Genomic DNA, 20,037 nt, shown 5'->3' with positions numbered 1-20,037 from the left:
ATCTAGCCGGCTCATAGAGTTGAAGTATAAGAGTTGTCCAGCTAGGAAGGAGACAGAAGAATGAATAAAATATTGGCGTGGAACATTGGGAAGTGGAAAAAGAGATGTCTGCACGTGCTGGCCATGGGCCGTACGTTGTTGTTGCTTATGATTATATCTGCCTTATTTTTTGTTGTACTGGGTCTTGGAGGGATGGCAGAGAAAAAATTGAATAACTCACCGGTTTCTTCAATGAAAGGATTCGCGAGTGCCGTATCAAGCCGTTTTTTTGTGGACATGCTCGGCATGGAGATGCCTCATCTCACCCAGAAGGAACAGACCTCTGCATTTTCCGGTGAAAATCTGACCTCTTTTGTATTCCAATTGCTGACGAATGTGAATCCGCAGGACCCCAAAAGCCTAATTGCGAGAGAAATGCCGGGCATGGGCGCCAATCAGCCTGTGCTGCTGCGGCCGGGCTCCGGGAATGAAAAAGCGGAAGCTCCTGAAGATTATCAGCCTGGTCCGGGACTTACGGATACAGCTTCTGCAAGTGGGGGTAAGTCAGGAGGCGATCTGCATGTTCCGCCAGGTCAGGATAATACCGATCCATCTGACCCGGAGGTGCCTGGTGATGGAGAAGTCAAGGGAGATCCACCGCCGAAGAGTGGTGGGAACGTCGACAATGGCAAACCTTCAACAGATAAAAAAGCGATTCTCGTCTATCATTCCCATCCACGTGAAGGGTACAATCCACTCCTGGGTACCAAGAGTGACAATCCTTCTTCTGGTAAATCTACAGGTAATGTTTTTCAAGTGGGAACCTACTTGTCCGACAGCCTGGAGACGCTAGGGCTTGGAGTAGAGCACGCCAAAGAGGATTATCCAACCAAAGTCAAGGATTACAACTGGAACTTTTCCTACAAATATTCCCGCCAGACTGTGAAAGCTGCACTTTCTCAACATGATGACCTTATGTATCTCATTGATATTCACCGCGACTCACAACGTCATAACAAAACAACAACGACCATTAATAATCTGGGCTATGCCAAAGTATATTTTATTATTGGACATGAAAATCCGAATTGGCAGCAGAACGAAGCTTTTGCAGCAAAAATTCATAAGAAGCTGGAAGCGAAATATCCGGGGGTATCCCGTGGGGTCTGGGGTAAAAATGGCGGCGGAGGTAACAATGGCGAGTACAATCAGACGCTCTCACCCAATAGCATTTTGATTGAGATTGGAGGCATAGACAATACGGCCGCTGAACTTAAGCGAACTTCGAAGGCTCTCGCTGACATGATTGCCCAGGTGTATTGGGAAGATCAGAAAGTGGACAAAGCAAGTGCTCGCACAACGTCGCAGAGCGGCTAGTCCATTTAATTGAGAGAAGTAGATACATGACAGGAGGAGAAGGATGTGTCCAGATTCGGCAAAAGGTTGTTATCCATTGCTGTATTAATGTTGCTGGGTGTTCTGTTCGGAATGCAGCTGGGAGGCAGCAACTTTCATATGGTTGATGATTCCAGTGTGAACTCGGCGGTTGTAAAAACAGAACCAGATACACCGGCTGTCGAAGCTGTTCAAGCTAAACCTATGCAACAGGAGGTCAAGGAACCCCCGGTTGTACCTGTTATGTCACCGAGTCAGGTGCTTGGCGCAGAACAGAGCAAAGCCCCTGTCGACGTGCTTGCCGACAAAACGGCAGGTCTTCTTCAAAATCTGTCTCATAATGGAATCAAGTGGGTAGTCTCTTTATTTAGCAGAGTTGCTGAATAAAACGCTATGAAATAAAGGTACAATATACTCCTGGGAGTTCTTAATTGTGACTTTATTATAAAGTTGGGACATCACGGGATTGATGCACCTTGCATCAACTGTTATAATGAAGTGATTGACACTAGGCTGTTTCTGGGGGTAAGGAATGACTGACATTCGGGCAAGACAACGTAAAATTCGTAACTTTTCTATTATTGCACATATAGATCACGGCAAATCAACACTTGCGGACCGGATCTTGGAGTACACAGGTGCGCTCACTTCACGTGAAATGCAGGAACAGGTTCTGGATAAGATGGACCTTGAACGCGAACGTGGAATAACGATCAAGCTACAGGCAGTTGCTCTGAGCTACAAAGCTGATGACGGTGAAGAGTATTTATTGAATCTGATTGATACACCGGGACACGTAGACTTCACGTATGAAGTATCACGCAGTCTTGCTGCATGTGAAGGTGCTCTGCTGGTTGTGGATGCGGCTCAGGGAATTGAAGCCCAAACACTTGCCAACGTGTATCTGGCATTGGACAACAACCTTGAAATTTTACCGGTTATCAACAAAATCGACCTTCCAAGCGCTGATCCTGAACGGGTGAAGCAGGAAGTGGAAGATGTTATTGGTTTGGATACGAGCAATGCTGTTCTGGCTTCGGCCAAGGCAGGTATCGGAATCAAAGAGATTTTGGAGCAAGTGGTGCAAAGTGTACCTGCACCAGAGGGTGATCCTGATCAGCCTTTAAAAGCGCTGATTTTTGACTCGCACTATGACCCGTACAAAGGTGTAATCGTCTATGTGCGTGTTATCGACGGCAAGATCAAATCGGGTTCCAAAATCAAAATGATGGCAACAGGTAAATCGTTTGAAGTGATTGAAGTTGGAGTGTTCAAACCTCGCATGACCATCGTGGACGAGCTGAACGTCGGGGATGTTGGATTTATCGTTGCAGGTATCCGGCATGTAGGCGATACACAAGTCGGGGATACGGTAACAGACGCCAAAAATCCAACGCTTGAACCGCTACCAGGCTACCGCAAAATTAATCCAATGGTGTACTGCGGTCTCTATCCGATTGAAACATCGGACTATGTTGACCTGCGTGAAGCACTTGAGAAATTGCAGTTGAACGATGCGTCTCTGAGCTTTGAACCGGAAACGTCCAGTGCACTCGGTTTTGGATTCCGTTGTGGATTCCTTGGACTGCTTCACATGGACGTTATCCAGGAGCGGATCGAGCGGGAGTTTAACATTCCGTTGATCACAACTGCACCAAGTGTAATCTACCACGTCACCTTAACGAATGGTGAAGTGATGAAAATCGACAACCCATCCAACTATCCTGAGGTGGGACGGATTGATTACGTCGAGGAACCATACGTCAAGGCAAATATTATCGTACCGAATGATTATGTCGGTACCATTATGGAGCTGTGCCAGAATAAACGCGGTGAATATGTGAATATGGAATATCTGGACACCACCCGGGTTACCATTACCTATGAGATTCCGTTGTCCGAGATTGTATATGACTTCTTCGACCAGTTGAAATCCGGCACCAAAGGATATGCATCCCTGGATTATGAGTTGTCCGGTTACCGTCAGTCCAATCTGGCGAAAATGGATATTGTACTTAATGGCGAACAGGTTGATGCTCTGTCCTTCATCGTTCACCGTGATCGTGCGTATAACCGCGGACGCATTGTCTGTGAGAAGTTGCGTGAGCTGATTCCACGGCAAATGTTTGAGGTGCCTATTCAGGCATCCGTGGGTACCAAGGTTGTTGCTCGTGAAACGGTAAAAGCCATGCGTAAAAACGTACTTGCCAAGTGTTATGGTGGTGACATCTCGCGGAAACGGAAACTGCTCGAGAAGCAGAAGGAAGGTAAGAAGCGGATGAAACAGGTAGGTAACGTTGAGGTGCCGCAGGAAGCATTCATGGCGGTACTGAAAATTGATGATTAAGACGTTTGCTTGCAAACGTCACGTGAATCCTTTTGGTACATCAATAATTTGTGTGTGAAAGGATGAACGAGATTTTTGGTTTTTGCACAGAATAATAAATAAAACAAGCTGAAAGGGAAGCCGGATGGCTTTCCTTTTTTCAAATAGAGGGGGACTTGCCATGACATTGGCAGCATACAGCCGGAAGACAGGTGCACCCCAAGCGGTGTATCTTCACATTCCCTTTTGCACGAATAAATGTTTTTATTGTGATTTCAACTCCTACGTGCTGAAAGATCAGCCCGTAATGCAATACCTTGAAGCGCTGGAGCGCGAGATGGAACACACCGTTAAAGCGAATCCACCGGGAGAAATTAAAACCATTTTTGTGGGCGGCGGTACGCCGACTGCATTGAAACCGGATGAAATGGCTGTATTTCTTCGTTCCGTCAAAACTTATTTTCCGAACTGGGCAGATGATATTGAGTTTTCGATGGAAGCGAATCCCGGAACGACGGATGCGGAGAAGCTCGCAGCGATGAAAGAAGGCGGAGTAAATCGCGTCAGCTTTGGTGTTCAGGCTTTTCAAAACGATCTGTTGACAGGCATTGGCCGTATTCATAATACGGATGATGTATATCGCAGTTTGGAGAATGCTCAAGCGGCAGGACTGCATAATCTCTCGATTGACCTGATGTTTGGTCTTCCAAACCAAACGGTTGAGATGCTCAATGAGAGTATCGACAAAGCGCTGGCACTGGACCTGCCTCACTATTCCATATACAGCCTGAAGGTGGAAGAGAACACCTTGTTCCATACGTTGTATCAGAAAAATCAGCTGCCACTTCCTCATGAGGATGACGAGCTGCAAATGTATCTTCTATTAATGAAACGTATGAAAGAAGCGGGTTACGGACAATACGAGATCAGTAACTTTGCCAAGCCTGGCTTTGAGAGTCGTCATAATATCACATACTGGCGCAATGAGGACTATTATGGTCTGGGTGCGGGCGCACATGGATATGTGGGTCGTGAACGCCATATGAATATAAAAGGTATAAACCCGTATGTTGAAGCTTCCCGTAGTGGACTGCCTCGTTTGGATCATTTTGAGATCAGCCGTGCCGAGGCGATGGAAGATTACCTGATGGTTGGACTGAGAATGCTGGAGGGTGCTTCATCATCGCGGTTTAGCGAACAGTTCGGCGAGCCCTTGGAAGAAGTGTTTGCGAAGCCCCTGGGCAAAATGCTGAATGCGGGACTGCTTGAGCGGACGGCAGACGGCTTCAGGCTAAGTGAGCAGGGCATCCTGTTCGGGAATGACGTTTTTGCCGAGTTTATCGGGTCCATATCGCTGAATTCGTAGCTTGAAATTCTATACGCTCTGTTGTATATTTATTCATATTGATTTTACAGAGCGTGTTATTATAACAACTACGAAGTCGGCTTTCCTCTGGAAAGCTTGGTAATAGGGGGAGAGCGGGATGTCGGTAATATGCAGAAAAGCCGTGCAGGAAGATGTTGAACCACTGTTTGAAATGATTAAGGGTTATGCAGAGCGTGGGATCATGCTTCCGCGTTCACGCGATATACTGCACCGGCAGCTGGAGCACTTTATTGTAGCTGAAGTCGATGGAGAAGTTGTGGGCTGCGGTTCACTTTGCCGTCTGGGCAATGATCTGGTGGAAGTCAGATCCCTCGGCATCTCGGAAGGCCATAAAGGATTGGGGATTGGTTCCCGTTTGCTGGACCGACTGGTGCAGGAAGCAGAGAAACAGCAGATTCCAAAGGTGATGGCGTTGACCTATGAAGTTTCCTTTTTTCTCAAAAATGGTTTTGCTGTTGTGGATAAAGATATTTTCCCTGAGAAGGTATGGACCGACTGTGTTCATTGCAGCAAGCAGGATTGCTGTGATGAGATCGCCGTATTGAAGGAACTTAATGTTTCGGCTTAATCGCTGAAAGGACTGCATGGAATGAGCCGAGTCAACCTCTGCCATTCATTCAGTCCTTTTTACTTCATTTCACGTATAATGATATGTTGTTATGACTTGGCTGCATTGGTCTATACTATAAATAGATGAGCCCACTCATCAAACTGACTTGACAACGTTCACGTCAGTTTGGTATTTTTGTATTACCGCTTAGCACTCAACTAACTGGAGTGCTAACGACATGGGACAGTACAGTCAGAAGGAGGGAATATTCACCATGTTAACCGAGCGTCAACGAATGATTCTGAACGCTATAGTGGATGACTATATCCGTTCAGCTGAGCCCGTAGGGTCCCGAAGCATTTCCAAACGGGGCGATGTTGGATATAGTCCGGCCACGATCCGTAATGAAATGGCGGACCTTGAAGATATGGGCTTTCTGGAACAGCCGCACACCTCGGCTGGACGCATTCCATCTCACAAAGGATATCGATATTATGTCGATCATCTGGTTCCCTCGAATCAGGTAGAGCCACATGAATTGGATGATCTGAAGTCATTCTTCGCTGAAAAGCTGAATGAAATGGAACAAGTGATCCAGCATGCATCTAACATTTTGTCACATATGACGAATTATACTTCGATCCTGTTGGGACCGGAAGTCTTTCATACGTCACTTCGTCATTTTCAACTGCTCCCGCTGAATGAAAGTGAAGCAGTAGCTATTATCGTGACCAATACGGGTCAGGTGGAGAACAAAACCGTTCAGATTCCACCAGAAATCTCGGTAGCTGAGATGGAAAATGTAGTTCGTCTATTAAACACCAAGCTGGTCGGCGTGCCGATCTACAAGTTGAAATCCCGTCTCTATACGGAGCTTGGTCAAGAGATGGAACGGCATATTACACGTTATGAAGAAGTCATGCAGGTGCTGAACAGTGCTTTTGACAACGAACATGACAATCGTCTGTTCCTCAGTGGTGCTACCAATATGTTGACTCAGCCTGAGTTTAAAGATATCGAAAAGGTAAAAGATATTCTTGATCTGCTGGATGAGACGCCAACACTCATGAAATTGATGATGCCCGTGCCGGGTGGATCTGGTATTCAGGTGCGAATTGGTACCGAAAATGATCATGAAGCCTTTGCCAACTGCAGCCTGATTACGGCATCTTATTCACTGGATGGTGAGGCTTTGGGTTCAATTGGTATTCTGGGACCCACGCGGATGGATTACGCACGTGTCATTCATATTCTAAATACATTATCCCGTGATTTGACGGCTATGCTAACGCATCGTTTCAAATAAGGGAAATGAACCATTTCATTTTTGTAAGGAGGTGAACATCTTGAAAGAGGAGCAATCATTCGCAACAGAGGAACAGGAACAACAAGCAACTACAGCAGCGGAGCAGGAGCCTGTCAACGAAGCGGGTGCTGCAGAAGCACAGGCTGAGGAGATGGCTGATCAGGAGCAGGATGAGCTTGCGCGTCTGAAGGCAGAAGCTGAAGAACAACAACAGCGTTTTGTCCGGGCACAGGCTGATTTTGATAACTTCCGTCGCCGTACACAGAAGGAAAAAGAGGAACTGGCGAAATACGCTTCGATGAAGCTGGTCACCGAATTGGTCCCGGTTATTGATAACTTCGAGCGCGCTATGGCTACTGTCCCGGAAGGAACAGAGTCGGAATCTTTTGGCAAAGGCATGCAAATGATCTTCCGTCAGTTGGAAACAGTGCTGAACAATGAAGGTCTGACTACAATGAATTCGGTAGGACAACCGTTTAATCCTGAATTCCATCAGGCGATTATGCAAGTGGAGAGCGACGAGTACGAAGAAGGTATCGTTGTTGAGGAAGTCCAAAAAGGCTATATGCTGAAAGATAAAGTACTTCGTCCGGCTATGGTTAAGGTAAGCTCATAATTTCTGTATATGAGGTTGTTCAAAAAGTCCGCTTTTGATTACGAAGGATGCCTACTGGCATCATCAGCATTGAATATGGAATTCAGCCGAAATGTCCGTTGCTCACGTAGTTTTCCCTACGCTCCGCTACTCCATTTCTAGCTTCATCCCATCTTCTCGGTACTGAAAACCGGTCTTTTTGAACACGTATTATATGAATGAAATGAGTTCAACTCCATGATTGTACGATGTGGGCGAAGTTTAATATAAAGGTTTGTACACATAGAGCATGATTAGAAGCACAAATAAGGATCAATCTGATCCATTTTAAATTGTTGAGGGAGGAAATTTTTCGATGAGCAAAGTAATCGGTATCGACTTAGGAACAACCAACTCATGTGTAGCGGTAATGGAGGGCGGCGAGGCTGTCGTCATTCCGAATCCAGAAGGCGCACGTACAACCCCATCCATTGTGGGTTTCAAAAAAGATGGAGAGCGCGTTGTTGGTGAAACAGCCAAACGCCAAGCGATCACGAACCCGGACCGTACAATTATGTCAATCAAACGTCATATGGGTACTTCCCACAAAGAAACAATCGATAGCAAAGACTACTCTCCACAAGAGATCTCTGCAATTATCCTGCAAAAATTGAAATCCGATGCTGAAGCTTATCTGGGCCAAACGGTAACTCAAGCAGTTATCACAGTGCCGGCTTATTTCAATGACAGTCAGCGTCAAGCGACTAAAGATGCAGGTAAAATCGCTGGTTTGGAAGTTCTGCGTATTGTCAACGAGCCAACAGCAGCAGCTCTGGCATATGGTATGGAGAAATCCGAAGATCAAACCATTCTCGTATATGACCTGGGTGGCGGTACATTCGACGTATCGATTCTTGAACTGGGTGACGGCTTCTTCGAAGTTAAAGCAACTAGTGGTGACAACCAACTAGGTGGCGATGACTTTGACCAAGTGATCATTGATTATCTCGTAAGTGAATTCAAAAAAGATCAAGGCATTGACTTGAGTAAAGATAAAGCAGCGGTTCAACGTTTGAAAGATGCAGCGGAAAAAGCGAAAAAAGAACTTTCCGGCGTACTGACTACAACGATCTCCCTGCCGTTCATCACTGTTGCTGATGGTGTTCCTCAGCATTTAGAGGTGAACCTGAGCCGTGCGAAATTTGAAGAAATCTCTGCAGGTCTGGTTGAGCGTACGCTTGAACCAACTCGTCGCGCATTAAGCGATGCGGGCATGACTGCTAACGATATCAACAAGATCGTTTTGGTTGGTGGTTCCACACGTATTCCTGCAGTACAAGAAGCAATCAAAAAACTGACAGGTAAAGAGCCTCACAAAGGCGTTAACCCAGATGAAGTTGTAGCTTTGGGTGCTGCTGTACAAGCGGGCGTACTGACAGGTGACGTGAAGGACGTTGTATTGCTGGACGTAACTCCATTGTCCTTGGGTATCGAAACAGCGGGTGGTGTATTCACTAAAATGATCGAGCGTAATACAACGATCCCTACAAGCAAATCCCAAGTATTCTCCACGTATGCAGACAATCAACCAAGCGTTGAGATTCATGTCCTGCAAGGTGAGCGCGAGATGGCAGCGGGTAACAAATCGCTTGGACGTTTCATGCTCGGAGATATTCCTCCAGCTCCACGTGGCGTTCCACAGATCGAAGTTAGCTTCGATATTGATGCCAACGGTATTGTTAACGTATCTGCAACCGATAAAGGCACGAACAAAACTCAAAAAATCACCATTACTTCTTCCAGCGGTTTGAGCGATGCTGAAGTTGAGCAAATGATGAAAGATGCTGAGTTGCATGCCGAAGAAGATAGAAAACGCAAAGAACTCGTTGAAGCGAAAAACAGCGCAGATCAACTGATCTACTCTGTTGACAAAACGATTAAAGATCTTGGCGAAAAAGCAGATGCTGGCGAAGTTGAAAAAGCTAATGCTGCGAAAGAAAAATTGCAAGGCGTGCTCGCTTCCGACAACCTGGAAGACATCAAAGCAGCTACAGAGGAATTGACAGAGATCGTTCAACAATTGTCCGTTAAACTGTATGAGCAAGCACAGGCGCAAGAGCAAGAAGCCCAAGGTGCTGAAGAGCAACAAGGTTCCGCGAAACGTGATAACGTCGTAGACGCTGATTACGAAGTTGTGGATGAAGATAAAAAACAAAACTAATTCGCAGTTCACTTCGCGAATTAAACATCGGTGACGTTCGGATCAGAGGGAAAGTCATAGCCGGGGCTCCGTGCTTTGGCTTTCCTTTTGTCACGATGTGCGATATGGTGAATGATATGGGGGTGGAAGAGTGGCTGAAAAACGTGATTATTATGAGGTGCTCGGCGTCAGTAAAACGGCTAGCGACGAGGAGATCAAAAAGGCATACCGCAAGCTTGCCCGTCAGTATCATCCTGACGTAAACAAGGCTGCTGATGCGGAAGCCAAATTTAAGGAAGTTAAAGAAGCTTATGATGTGGTCAGTGACGGCCAGAAGCGGGCACAGTATGATCAATATGGTCATATCGATCCGAATCAGGGCGGATTCGGCGGCGGCGGAGATTTTGGCGGTGGCGGATTTGGCGACATCTTCGATATGTTCTTTGGCGGTGGCGGCGGACGACGTGATCCAAATGCTCCGCAACGAGGGAACGATCTACAGTACACGATGACGATTGAATTCAAGGAAGCGATATTTGGCAAAGAAACAGACATTACCATTCCGCGTACCGAAGGCTGTGACACTTGTCATGGTTCAGGTGCCAAACCTGGAACGAAACCGGAAACCTGTTCTGTCTGCCAAGGTAGCGGTCAACAAGAAGTTGTACAAAATACACCGTTTGGCCGTATGGTCAATCGCCGTGCTTGTTCGAATTGTAACGGTTCTGGGCAAATCATCAAGGAAAAATGCACAACGTGCAGCGGCAATGGTAAAGTACGCAAGCAACGCAAAATTCATGTTCGCATTCCAGCGGGTGTGGATGATGGCGCTCAACTTCGCATGACGGGTGAAGGCGAAGGCGGTCTGCGCGGCGGACCAGCGGGAGACCTGTATATTGTCATCCGAGTGAAAACACATGATTTCTTTGAGCGTGAAGGCGACGATATCTATTGCGAGATTCCGCTTACTTTTGCTCAGGCGGCATTGGGAGATGAGGTTGAGATCCCAACGTTGACCGAGAAAGTGAAGTTGAAGGTACCCGCAGGTACACAAACGGGAACGTATTTCCGTCTCAAAGGTAAAGGTGTACCACGCCTTCGTGGCATGGGGCAAGGGGATCAGCATGTGAAAGTGGTTGTGGTTACACCTAGTAAGCTGAATGACGAGCAGAAAGATCTGCTTCGCCAAATTGCTGCACTGGATGGGGAACAAACACATGAGCATGAACAATCCTTCTTTGACCGGGTGAAGCGGGCTTTCCGCGGTGACTAAGCATTGTAGGAATAATTAAATTAGAAAGGACACCACAGCGGTTTTCTCCGCGGGGTGTCCTTTTTTTGCGTACAAGTGATTAGCAGGATTTTTTGCATAATATGGACAACGTTGAGGAAAGATAGCAGACGTGAGCATCAGTGGTATAACTGATGTACCGAAATTACGGAAGCAGGTGATCGGATGACCGAGAAAAATATTTTGGCTTATTTTCATAGCCCGGAGCAGGCGGAAGGGGCGGCCAAAAAACTGGAGGCATTACGAGTGGAGGACCTGTCGATCAATCGATTCAGTCGTTATGCGGGTGTGGGTCCGAGTGGAGCATCGTTCAAGCCTGGAGTTTCCGGCAGCTTCTCTTCCTGGGTACCGGATGCGCTCGGAACAAACTCCACCGCTGGAATCATGGCCGCAGCTGATCCTTCTGCAAGCGGGATGAGTGATGGCGGACAAGGAGGACCGACGGGCAGGGATGTGTTGCTGACCGTTGTTGTGGACGAAGCAGTACATCACCGGGCCCTTTCCATTATTGAAGAAACCGGCGGAATGATCTAGTTTCACCAGATCTATATAAGATGGACAGAGAATTACACTTTAACGGAGAGTGTAGAACCAATCTGAAGAAGCGAAGCGTTCGCCTTTATCCCCGGATTTCTCCCTTCAAGAGGGAATTGAAGAAATCTGGGGATAACAGCGATCGGAGGATGGGACTACAATCGGAGTGTTACAGTGTAACACTTATTAGTTCATTTTAATTTGAAGGAGGAGCATAACGATGGCAGAACATGAACGTCCAGGCAAGATTTTAACGAAAACGGAAAAGATGAAACGAATGCAGTCCGCCAAAAATGAGGACGTGGAATTCAGTGCTGAAGCTGCGGACCATGAAGATGTAGAGGCCCTGCGCCGTAGTGAAGCGGCTGATCGTCGTCAGGGACGGGAGATTCATGACTGAAGATCGCTCGCCTGTGATCATTGAAGCGGTTTTTACGAGCTGGTCCGAGGCCGAATCTGCACGTAGAGCCCTGGAATTGCTGCATCCGAACCAATTGAGCGTTGAGAGTCTTCATAACGAATCAGCACCACTGCATTCAGAGAATCCGATTGGAGCAGATCATTCTCCTACAGCTATCGCTGGGGGATTCAGTGGGGAACTGAATGTACTTGCTCTTATTAGTGATGAGACGGAGATGTTGTCAGGTGGTCAGGTGTTCGACATTTCGGAAAATAGCTCTGCAGGCAGGCCGAGGCAAGAGGTTTTGCTGACGGTATCCGTATCCAGTGATTCTCTTCCGCAAGCAGCAGAGATGATTACGCAGAACGGCGGACGCTTTTGGTAAACAAGTGAAACAGGTTTGGATGGAACGGAGACAGGATATTCGAGCAGTTAGGCTGCGGGTATCCTGTTTTTTGTTGATTCTTTTACTGTAACGGTTTTGTACTCGGGCTCGCATGTGTAGTACAATAGTTGGGATGTTTGAAAAATGAGGAGGAAAAACCAAGTATGTTATGGCATGAACTAACAATACATACCACAGAAGAAGCTGTGGAGATGATTTCGAATTTTTTACATGAAGCGGGTGCTGGAGGGGTTTCGATCGAAGAGTCCGGTACTTTAAATAAAAAACGTGACACGACGTATGGTGAGTTATACGATGTTCCTTTGAATGATATACCTGAAGGCTTTGCGGTTATCAAAGGGTACTTCTCCGAAGGTACTGACATGGTCGCATTACAGTCCGAAGTTAGTCCGAGAATCGAGGAACTCTCCGAATTCGGAATTGATACAGGGGAGATTCGTTTTGAGACTCGCACCGTGGATGAAAATGACTGGGCGACGGCCTGGAAGCAATATTTCAAGCCGGTCCGTGTATCGGAACGTCTGACGATTAAACCAACGTGGGAAGAGTATACGCCAGAAAGTCCAGATGAGAAAATGATTGAGCTTGATCCAGGCATGGCTTTTGGTACAGGGACCCATCCTACCACGTCACTCTGCTTGCGTACACTGGAAACGGTGATTCAAGGCGGCGAGGAGGTTATTGACGTAGGTACAGGTTCTGGCATTTTGGCTATTGGAGCAATAAAGCTTGGCGCAAAACATGTGCTGGCGCTGGATCTCGATCCGGTTGCGGTCATCAGTGCCAAGGAGAATGTGGAACTGAATGGGCTGGAGCAACAAATTACCGTTAAAGAGAGTGATCTGCTGTCTGTTCTGGGGAATCAGGACCCTGCGCTTGGTGTAAAACTGCCCGTTAAGGTTATCGTTGCGAACATTCTGGCTGAGATCATTTTGTTGTTCGTAGATGATGTCTATAACGCGCTTGAGTCTGGCGGTATCTATATTGTTTCGGGCATTTGGAAAAATAAAGAGCAGGTTGTGCAAGATGCACTAGTGGCATCCGGGTTTGAAGTTAGTGCAATCCACCGCGATGAGGACTGGCTGGCATATGTAGCCAGAAAGAGGTAACGTATGGACTTCCTGAATTCTCTCTTTCGTTATCCGCTCGAACAGCTGCCATTTTTCCTGCTGACCATCCTGATTGCATTTACAGTGCATGAATTCTCGCATGCGTATTTTGCCAACAAATTTGGTGATCCAACGGCCAAGCTATTAGGTCGGGTCACACTGAATCCGGTTGTACACTTTGATCTGTTTGGTGTGCTGCTGCTCGTTATCGCTGGCTTCGGCTGGGCACGTCCGGTTCCGGTTAATCGGGCCAACTTCGACAAACCAAGATTGATGGGTGTCATTGTATCCGTAGCAGGGCCACTGAGCAATCTGTTGCTGGCGATCATCGGTACGATCATCTATGCTTCTCTGGTGGGTTCAGGGGCACTGGGTAGTATTGAAAATGAGCGTTTGCTTACGGCGATATCGATGTTTTTCTCCATATTTAACCTGACGAACTTTTTCCTGTTTTTATTTAACCTGATTCCGTTGCCTCCACTGGACGGTTACCGGATTCTTGAAGATGTACTGCCGCCTTCCATCAGCCGCAAGCTGCAGGGAGTGGAGCAATGGTCCATTTTTATTTTCCTGTTGATTCTTGTTATTCCTCCGTTGCAAAATGCAACGATTCAACCTTTATATCAATTCGCTCAAACGATGTATCTTGATCTGGCCAAGCTAATCATTGAATTATATCGATAGGATAGACAGCACGCAGAGTTTGGACTGATATACTGGTCAGAAGCACATAAAAGTTGTATGATCATCTGTGGCGATTGGATTCACGCCTGCCGTCAGGCAGGGTGGGTTCCAGTCATAACAGGATAGAATGGGTGGACAGACTAATGCAGCGATATTTTGTATCTGCAGAACAGTTTAATGAACACATTGTGATCATCACCGGTGATGATGCACGTCATATCGGTAAGGTGATGCGGGGTAAACCTGGAGATAAACTGATTGTCAGTGACGGAAACTCCAGAGAAGCTTTAGTGGAAATTGAAAGTATTGAAGTGGGACAGGTGACGGCAAATATTGTGGAGCCTCTGGTCATGGACCACGAAGCACGTATACGTGTAACCGTGGCTCAAAGTTTGCCGAAGGGCGATAAGATGGAGACGGTCATTCAGAGATGTACCGAGATTGGTGCGGTCTCGTTTGTTCCTTTCCTGTCTGAGCGTACGATTGTACAGTATGATGCCAAGAAAGAGGGCAAACGGTTGGAACGGTGGCGGAAAATAGCGAAAGAAGCTGCTGAACAAAGTCATCGAAACCGCATTCCATCCGTTGAACAGCCACTTTCCTGGAAAGGGCTGTTATCTTCTTTTGATGGCTATAGTCTGGTATGTTACTGTTATGAAAAAGAGAATGGTAAACAGTTGAGAGATGCGCTGAAGCCGTTTGTTGAGCAGCTTGCACCCGGTGCGACTGCTGAGGTTTTGATCGTGGTTGGACCGGAAGGTGGGTTTTCCGAGAAGGAGACGGCCCAGGCCGATCAGGCAGGTGCTGTATCTGTTGGACTGGGCAAACGCATTTTGCGGGCTGAGACGGCGGGAATGGCGGCGCTAACTTGTATTCTATATGAATCCGGAGAAATGGGGGGAATGTAATTATGCCATCCGTGGCGTTTTACACCTTAGGCTGCAAAGTTAATTTTTATGATACAGAGGCGATTTGGCAATTGTTCAAGAATGAAGGATACGATCAAGTGGACTTTGACGAACAGACAGCGGATGTATACTTGATTAATACTTGTACAGTGACCAATACCGGCGACAAAAAGAGCCGCCAAATTATCCGTCGTGCCATTCGGCGTAACCCGGATGCGATTGTAGCCGTTACTGGCTGCTACGCCCAGACTTCTCCGGCAGAGATTCTGGACATTCCTGGTGTGGATCTCGTCATTGGTACACAGGATCGGGACAAAATTATACCGTACGTTAATGAAATTCAGGAATCACGGCTGCCAGTGAATGCTGTGCGCAACATTATGAAAACCCGGGTATTCGAAGAAATGGATGTTCCTGATTTTGCTGATCGTACCCGAGCTTTTCTGAAAATTCAGGATGGATGCAATAACTTTTGCACGTTTTGCATTATTCCGTGGTCGCGTGGACTCTCTCGTAGTCGGGAATCCAACAGTATCATCCAACAGGCACATCAACTCGTACACGCCGGATATAAGGAGATTGTCCTTACAGGTATTCACACGGGTGGATACGGTGATGAATTGGAGAACTATGATCTGACGGATCTGCTGTGGGACTTGGATAAAGTGGAGGGTCTGGAGCGAATACGGATTAGTTCAATCGAAGCGAGTCAGATTGATGACCGTATGCTGGATGTGATCAAACGTTCAGACAAGCTCGTTCGCCATTTCCATATTCCGTTACAAGCAGGCGATGACACGGTATTAAAGCGCATGCGCCGCAAATATACAACGGAAGAGTTTTACAACAAAATGCTTCGCATTCGGGAAGCGATGCCGGACGTGGCGATTACAACGGACGTCATTGTGGGGTTCCCGGGTGAGACGGACGAGATGTTTCGTAACGGCTATGAACTGATGCAGAAAATCGGTTTTTCGGAAATGCATGTATTCCCATACTCCAAGCGGACCGGAACACCCGCAGCACGAATGGAAGATCAGGTGGACGAAGAGGTCAAAAATGCACGCGTGCATGAACTGATTGATTTATCTGAGCAAATGCAACTGGCTTATGCGGAGCAGTTTGTCGGGCAGGTACTGGATGTTATTCCTGAAGGCGAAGCCAAAGGTCGTGAGGGCAGTGGACAACTCCATGGCTACAGCGATAATTACATTCAACTGGTGTTCGAGGGTTCTATGGACATGGTGGGTAAAGTATGCCGTGTCAAAGTGACCGAGGCTGGTGTGAACGAAAGCCAGGCTACGCTGGTTCGTGTGTTGGAAGAAAAGCTGAAGTCCGCAGCGATGTAATCTAGACGTCAGAAACAAGGATTTCATTTCCTTGGGGTGTTTACCCGGGGAGATGAGGTCCTTCTTTTGCGAAAAATGAAGACTATTCCGTTATTGGGGGAGAGCATGATGAACAAAAAAGAAATTTCAGCAGGCGGAGTCGTATATAGAAAAGGGGAAGACGGAAGTCTTCAAATTCAAATGATTGTAGATCGTTATGGCAAAACAACGCTCGCCAAGGGAAAGATGGAAGAGGGAGAAACCGTCGAACAAACAGCCTTGCGCGAGATTTTGGAAGAGACAGGTATGGTGGGCCGAATTGTAGAACCTGTTGATGTCATTGCTTATACCTATCAGCACGCAGAATTTGGCCCAGTGGACAAGGAAGTTCATTACTATCTTGTTGAAGCAGAGAGCGGCAATTTGCAGCCTCAGATCGAAGAGATCAAAGGGGTAGATTGGTACACTCCGCAAGAAGCATGGTCTAGACAGCAGCAGAACGGATATGATAACAACGATAGCATTTTACGTGTGGCATTGAACAAATTGGGCATTAACCTATAAGCGCCCCTCCAGTGGAGTTGCCCTGTTTGTCCAGAGAGAGCAAGAGGATCAGGCCACGGGTGATTTCGCCATTGGGGTGGAGACTGGTGGTTTTTTGTGCCAGATAGGCAAGTAACAGAACGGCAGGGCAAGCAGGGAACTGGTGACGTTAAAAAGGGTCTGGGCATGCGCAATCTGTGCCCCGTTATCCGCTGACAGCCAGGCCGAAGCTGCATGCAGCTGGCCGATCAGCGGCATAAAGAGCAGCGCTCCCGCAATGTTTAATATCACATGGGAGGCTGCGACAAATTTGCCTGCGGATGCTCCGCCAGCGGCAGCAATAACAGCTGTGATACAGGTCCCCACGTTGGACCCGATCACAATGGCGATGCCGATCTCCACAGGCAGTACACCTGTGGCTGCGAGCGTGATTGCCATGCTAATGACAGCTGCGCTGCTGTGAATGAGCGCGGTCAGACAGGCACCTGCCAGAAAGCCCCACCACAAGCTGTCGGCTGAGCGGTCCAGAAACCATTGAAATACCCCCATGCTTCGCAGAGGGATAGCAATGGATTGCATCACTTGAATGCCAGTCATGACGAGGGCAAACCCGGCGGACGCGAGGAAACTGTATTGCATGTTAAACAATGTCCGGCGTGTGCGCTCAGGAGCGGTCTGATTGCGTTCACCAAGTACAACAAAGACGGCCCATCCCGTCAGGGACAGCGCAAGCAGTGGCAGGGAAGCACGTCCGATCTGCAGCCCGACCAGTTCCGTCGTCAGACACGTCCCGATGTTGGTGCCAAGGATAATGCCGAGTGTGCGTCCGTAGCTGAGCAGCCTGGCGTTAGCCAGCCCAATGGTCAGCACGGTAACGGCGGTACTGCTCTGCAGGAGGGCAGTTGCGCCCGCGCTGAATGCCATGCCTTTCCAGGGAGCAGAGGTAGCCCGATTGAGCCAACCTGCCAGCATGGGCCCAGCCATCCGCTGCAAGGCCGTTTCCATCAGCTTCATCCCACCAAAAAAGATGATAAGCCCATATAATAGTGGTAGCACAACATCTCTGAACATGAGTAACATCATTCCTTCCGTCCGTTTCCTTATTTCATCCTATGAGTAAGTGAGGACAACCATGACAGGCTGAATGAATTGCTACATCTCAATTCGAAGATACGGTGATTCGTGCAAACGTAGCGGAGGGGAGGGAATCGGAACTGTAGAAGCGAAGCGCTCGCCTTTGCCTCCGAATTTTAACCTTTGAATATCAATCAAAAAATTTGGAGGCAACAGCGATCGAAAGTCCGATCCATTCCCGAAGCGGTCACCCAAATTGCCACACCCCAATTCGAAAGATACGGTGATTCGTGCAAACGTAGTGGAGGGGACGAAATCGAATCTGAAGAAGCGAAGCGTGCGCCTTTGTCTCCGGATTTTTCCTTTAAGAAAGGGAATCAAAAAAATCTGGAGACAACAGCGATCGGAAGATCGATTCGTAACCGGAACGTCACTTAAGTGCCGCACCCAACCTATCTTTTCAACTAACTATGAAAGAAGTGGATCTACCTTGCCCTCAGTTACACTCGAACGCAGTCGCAAAAAGCGGCTTGAACATGCACACCCATGGATATTTAACAATGAAATCGCCTCTGTTGAAGGAAACCCGGAACCGGGAGACCTGGTTAATGTATTGAATCATCAAGGTCGGTATCTCGCAACCGGCTATTACAACCCTGCATCTCAAATCACCGTAAGGGTCGTAGCCTATCAACCCCTAGAGTTCGAACAGATGGACACGGCGTTCTTTGCAGCACGTTTTGCCGATTGCTTGCGCCACCGGGAACGTTTTATCCAGGATGGGGAGGCGTACCGTCTCGTTTATGGGGAGGCGTACCGTCTCGTTTATGGGGAAGCTGACTTTCTGCCAGGATTAATTGTTGACCGCTTTGGCAGTATCCTCGTTGTGCAGTTGCTTACACTGGGTATGGACCGTTGCCGCGAAGCAATCGTACAAGCATTAGTCGAAGTAATGCAGCCAGAAGGTATCTATGAACGCAGTGATGTCTCCATTCGTGAACTGGAAGGTTTGGAGCAAACGAAAGGGCCGCTTTACGGAGAATGCCCACGGCACGTCACAGTAACAGAGAACGGGCTGCTCATTAAAGTGGATATCGTGGAAGGCCAGAAGACAGGCTACTTCTTCGATCAACGCGAGAATCGTGCAGCCATCGAACCGCTCATGAAGGGCTGGGGCTACAAGAGTGGCATTACACTCCAACAGGCTGAGCAGGATGGTGTGGATCAAATGCTGCCTGTGAATAAAAGCGGCAAGGTGGTAACTTTCCCTTATTGGGATGGCGCCACAGTATTGGAGTGTTTCTCTCATACGGGCAGCTTCACATTGAACGCCTGCAAGTATGGAGCCAAAAAAGTAACATGTCTTGATATTTCGGAGCATGCGATTGAAAGTGCACGAACCAATGTAGAACTAAACGGTTTCACTGACCGAGTCGAGTTCGTTGTTGCGGATGCATTCCAGTACTTACGTGAGCAGGTTAAAGGACTCGATGAGCGCAACGTACGTGCGCGTGCTGGCGAACAGAAGGTGGATACCTCCAAAGCGCTTGCAGTCGGTGGTAAAACGTTTGATGTGGTCATCCTCGACCCGCCAGCGTTTGCCAAAACGAAATCAGCAGTCAAAGGTGCATGCCGCGGGTATAAGGACATCAATCTGCAAGGCATGAAACTGGTGAATGAGGGCGGATATTTGGTGACGGCAAGCTGTTCGTATCATATGCGTCCTGACCTCTTCCTGGAAACAATTGCGGATGCGGCCGAGGATGCAGGTAAAGTGCTACGTCTGATTGACTGGAAAGCAGCCGGTAAGGACCATCCGCAAATTTTGGGCGTGGACGAAGGCCACTACCTGAAATTTGCCATCTTCGAAGTGCGCAGTAAAAAGCAATAATTGAACCGGATTCCGTTCTGGGTCAAGCATAGATCACAGCAAAAAGTCCTCAGTTTCAACTGCTGCGGGCTTTTTGCTGTGTTAACGGAGATGATCTCCGGTTTTGCCGGATAGTGGCAAACGTATGTTCCGAACCAAGTCAGATATGTTAT

19 protein-coding genes are annotated in these 20,037 nt (G+C 47.6%); 18 read left to right on the top strand and 1 reads right to left on the bottom strand.

Going from position 1 to position 20,037, the window contains the following annotated elements; genetic code table 11:
• Window positions 1–60 precede the first annotated feature (60 nt).
• The 17 genes from ACR32F_RS23350 to ACR32F_RS23270 all read left to right on the top strand — a co-directional run bounded on the left by ACR32F_RS23350 (window position 61) and on the right by ACR32F_RS23270 (window position 16,941).
• Window positions 61–1,356, top strand: a complete 1,296-nt coding sequence (locus ACR32F_RS23350) for a stage II sporulation protein P (RefSeq protein WP_440111226.1) — start codon at window positions 61–63, stop codon at window positions 1,354–1,356.
• A gap of 45 nt (window positions 1,357–1,401) precedes the next feature.
• Window positions 1,402–1,761, top strand: a complete 360-nt coding sequence (locus tag ACR32F_RS23345; protein WP_440111224.1) for a hypothetical protein — start codon at window positions 1,402–1,404, stop codon at window positions 1,759–1,761.
• A 145-nt stretch (window positions 1,762–1,906) separates the two neighbouring features.
• Window positions 1,907–3,721 (top strand): translation elongation factor 4, encoded by a 1,815-nt coding sequence (gene lepA / locus ACR32F_RS23340; protein ID WP_440111222.1) that lies wholly within the window; start codon window positions 1,907–1,909, stop codon window positions 3,719–3,721.
• Between the two features lie 160 nt (window positions 3,722–3,881).
• Window positions 3,882–5,066 (top strand): radical SAM family heme chaperone HemW, encoded by a 1,185-nt coding sequence (hemW, locus tag ACR32F_RS23335; RefSeq protein ID WP_440111220.1) that lies wholly within the window; start codon window positions 3,882–3,884, stop codon window positions 5,064–5,066.
• Between the two features lie 118 nt (window positions 5,067–5,184).
• The gene (locus tag ACR32F_RS23330; protein ID WP_440111218.1) at window positions 5,185–5,655 is read left to right on the top strand and encodes an N-acetyltransferase; all 471 of its coding nucleotides are present in this window, start codon (window positions 5,185–5,187) and stop codon (window positions 5,653–5,655) included.
• Between the two features lie 256 nt (window positions 5,656–5,911).
• On the top strand, window positions 5,912–6,943 hold the full coding sequence (gene hrcA / locus ACR32F_RS23325) for a heat-inducible transcriptional repressor HrcA (RefSeq protein ID WP_440111216.1): 1,032 nt from the start codon (window positions 5,912–5,914) through the stop codon (window positions 6,941–6,943).
• A 40-nt stretch (window positions 6,944–6,983) separates the two neighbouring features.
• Entirely contained in the window at window positions 6,984–7,559 is a 576-nt protein-coding gene (gene grpE / locus ACR32F_RS23320; protein WP_440111214.1) for a nucleotide exchange factor GrpE, read from the top strand.
• A 334-nt stretch (window positions 7,560–7,893) separates the two neighbouring features.
• Window positions 7,894–9,738, top strand: a complete 1,845-nt coding sequence (gene dnaK, locus ACR32F_RS23315; protein WP_440111212.1) for a molecular chaperone DnaK — start codon at window positions 7,894–7,896, stop codon at window positions 9,736–9,738.
• Window positions 9,739–9,868: 130 nt separating this feature from the next.
• Window positions 9,869–10,990: a molecular chaperone DnaJ gene (gene dnaJ / locus ACR32F_RS23310; RefSeq protein WP_440111210.1), complete on the top strand. Its 1,122-nt coding sequence runs from the start codon at window positions 9,869–9,871 to the stop codon at window positions 10,988–10,990.
• Window positions 10,991–11,173: 183 nt separating this feature from the next.
• The gene (locus tag ACR32F_RS23305) at window positions 11,174–11,542 is read left to right on the top strand and encodes a hypothetical protein (protein WP_440111208.1); all 369 of its coding nucleotides are present in this window, start codon (window positions 11,174–11,176) and stop codon (window positions 11,540–11,542) included.
• 220 nt (window positions 11,543–11,762) lie between these two features.
• Window positions 11,763–11,942, top strand: a complete 180-nt coding sequence (locus ACR32F_RS23300) for a YfhD family protein (RefSeq protein ID WP_079349667.1) — start codon at window positions 11,763–11,765, stop codon at window positions 11,940–11,942.
• Entirely contained in the window at window positions 11,935–12,327 is a 393-nt protein-coding gene (locus tag ACR32F_RS23295; RefSeq protein WP_440111205.1) for a hypothetical protein, read from the top strand. The genes ACR32F_RS23300 and ACR32F_RS23295 overlap by 8 nt, the downstream gene beginning before the upstream one ends.
• A 164-nt stretch (window positions 12,328–12,491) precedes the next feature.
• Window positions 12,492–13,457, top strand: a complete 966-nt coding sequence (prmA, locus tag ACR32F_RS23290; RefSeq protein ID WP_440111203.1) for a 50S ribosomal protein L11 methyltransferase — start codon at window positions 12,492–12,494, stop codon at window positions 13,455–13,457.
• A gap of 3 nt (window positions 13,458–13,460) precedes the next feature.
• Window positions 13,461–14,141: a site-2 protease family protein gene (locus tag ACR32F_RS23285; protein ID WP_440111201.1), complete on the top strand. Its 681-nt coding sequence runs from the start codon at window positions 13,461–13,463 to the stop codon at window positions 14,139–14,141.
• Window positions 14,142–14,284: 143 nt separating this feature from the next.
• Window positions 14,285–15,049: an RsmE family RNA methyltransferase gene (locus tag ACR32F_RS23280; RefSeq protein WP_440111199.1), complete on the top strand. Its 765-nt coding sequence runs from the start codon at window positions 14,285–14,287 to the stop codon at window positions 15,047–15,049.
• Between the two features lie 2 nt (window positions 15,050–15,051).
• Window positions 15,052–16,398, top strand: coding sequence for a tRNA (N(6)-L-threonylcarbamoyladenosine(37)-C(2))-methylthiotransferase MtaB (gene mtaB / locus ACR32F_RS23275; protein WP_440111197.1), 1,347 nt, complete (start codon window positions 15,052–15,054; stop codon window positions 16,396–16,398).
• A 105-nt stretch (window positions 16,399–16,503) separates the two neighbouring features.
• Complete coding sequence (locus ACR32F_RS23270; RefSeq protein WP_440111195.1) at window positions 16,504–16,941, top strand: NUDIX hydrolase; 438 nt, start codon at window positions 16,504–16,506, stop codon at window positions 16,939–16,941.
• 48 nt (window positions 16,942–16,989) lie between these two features.
• Here the strand turns inward: ACR32F_RS23270 and ACR32F_RS23265 are convergent, their stop codons facing one another.
• Complete coding sequence (locus tag ACR32F_RS23265) at window positions 16,990–17,991, bottom strand: Na/Pi cotransporter family protein (RefSeq protein WP_440111193.1); 1,002 nt, start codon at window positions 17,989–17,991, stop codon at window positions 16,990–16,992.
• A gap of 493 nt (window positions 17,992–18,484) precedes the next feature.
• Between ACR32F_RS23265 and ACR32F_RS23260 the strand changes: the two genes are divergently transcribed.
• Window positions 18,485–19,885: a class I SAM-dependent rRNA methyltransferase gene (locus ACR32F_RS23260; protein WP_440111191.1), complete on the top strand. Its 1,401-nt coding sequence runs from the start codon at window positions 18,485–18,487 to the stop codon at window positions 19,883–19,885.
• The last annotated feature ends 152 nt before the right edge of the window (window positions 19,886–20,037 follow it).

The sequence above is a fragment of the Paenibacillus hebaui genome (genome assembly GCF_051934385.1).
In the GTDB taxonomy this organism is placed as follows: Bacteria; Bacillota; Bacilli; order Paenibacillales; family Paenibacillaceae; genus Paenibacillus.
Note: the sequence above shows the minus strand (reverse complement) of the source record. Positions and strands in the feature narration are given on the sequence as shown.

Coding starts and splice junctions, on each gene's coding strand:
- ACR32F_RS23350 (WP_440111226.1), top strand. CDS start 61: ATGAATAAAATATTGGCGTGGAACATTGGGAAGTGGAAAAAGAGATGT.
- lepA (WP_440111222.1), top strand. CDS start 1,907: ATGACTGACATTCGGGCAAGACAACGTAAAATTCGTAACTTTTCTATT.
- hemW (WP_440111220.1), top strand. CDS start 3,882: ATGACATTGGCAGCATACAGCCGGAAGACAGGTGCACCCCAAGCGGTG.
- ACR32F_RS23330 (WP_440111218.1), top strand. CDS start 5,185: ATGTCGGTAATATGCAGAAAAGCCGTGCAGGAAGATGTTGAACCACTG.
- hrcA (WP_440111216.1), top strand. CDS start 5,912: ATGTTAACCGAGCGTCAACGAATGATTCTGAACGCTATAGTGGATGAC.
- dnaK (WP_440111212.1), top strand. CDS start 7,894: ATGAGCAAAGTAATCGGTATCGACTTAGGAACAACCAACTCATGTGTA.
- ACR32F_RS23305 (WP_440111208.1), top strand. CDS start 11,174: ATGACCGAGAAAAATATTTTGGCTTATTTTCATAGCCCGGAGCAGGCG.
- ACR32F_RS23300 (WP_079349667.1), top strand. CDS start 11,763: ATGGCAGAACATGAACGTCCAGGCAAGATTTTAACGAAAACGGAAAAG.
- ACR32F_RS23295 (WP_440111205.1), top strand. CDS start 11,935: ATGACTGAAGATCGCTCGCCTGTGATCATTGAAGCGGTTTTTACGAGC.
- prmA (WP_440111203.1), top strand. CDS start 12,492: ATGTTATGGCATGAACTAACAATACATACCACAGAAGAAGCTGTGGAG.
- ACR32F_RS23285 (WP_440111201.1), top strand. CDS start 13,461: ATGGACTTCCTGAATTCTCTCTTTCGTTATCCGCTCGAACAGCTGCCA.
- ACR32F_RS23280 (WP_440111199.1), top strand. CDS start 14,285: ATGCAGCGATATTTTGTATCTGCAGAACAGTTTAATGAACACATTGTG.
- mtaB (WP_440111197.1), top strand. CDS start 15,052: ATGCCATCCGTGGCGTTTTACACCTTAGGCTGCAAAGTTAATTTTTAT.
- ACR32F_RS23270 (WP_440111195.1), top strand. CDS start 16,504: ATGATGAACAAAAAAGAAATTTCAGCAGGCGGAGTCGTATATAGAAAA.
- ACR32F_RS23265 (WP_440111193.1), bottom strand. CDS start 17,991: ATGTTCAGAGATGTTGTGCTACCACTATTATATGGGCTTATCATCTTT.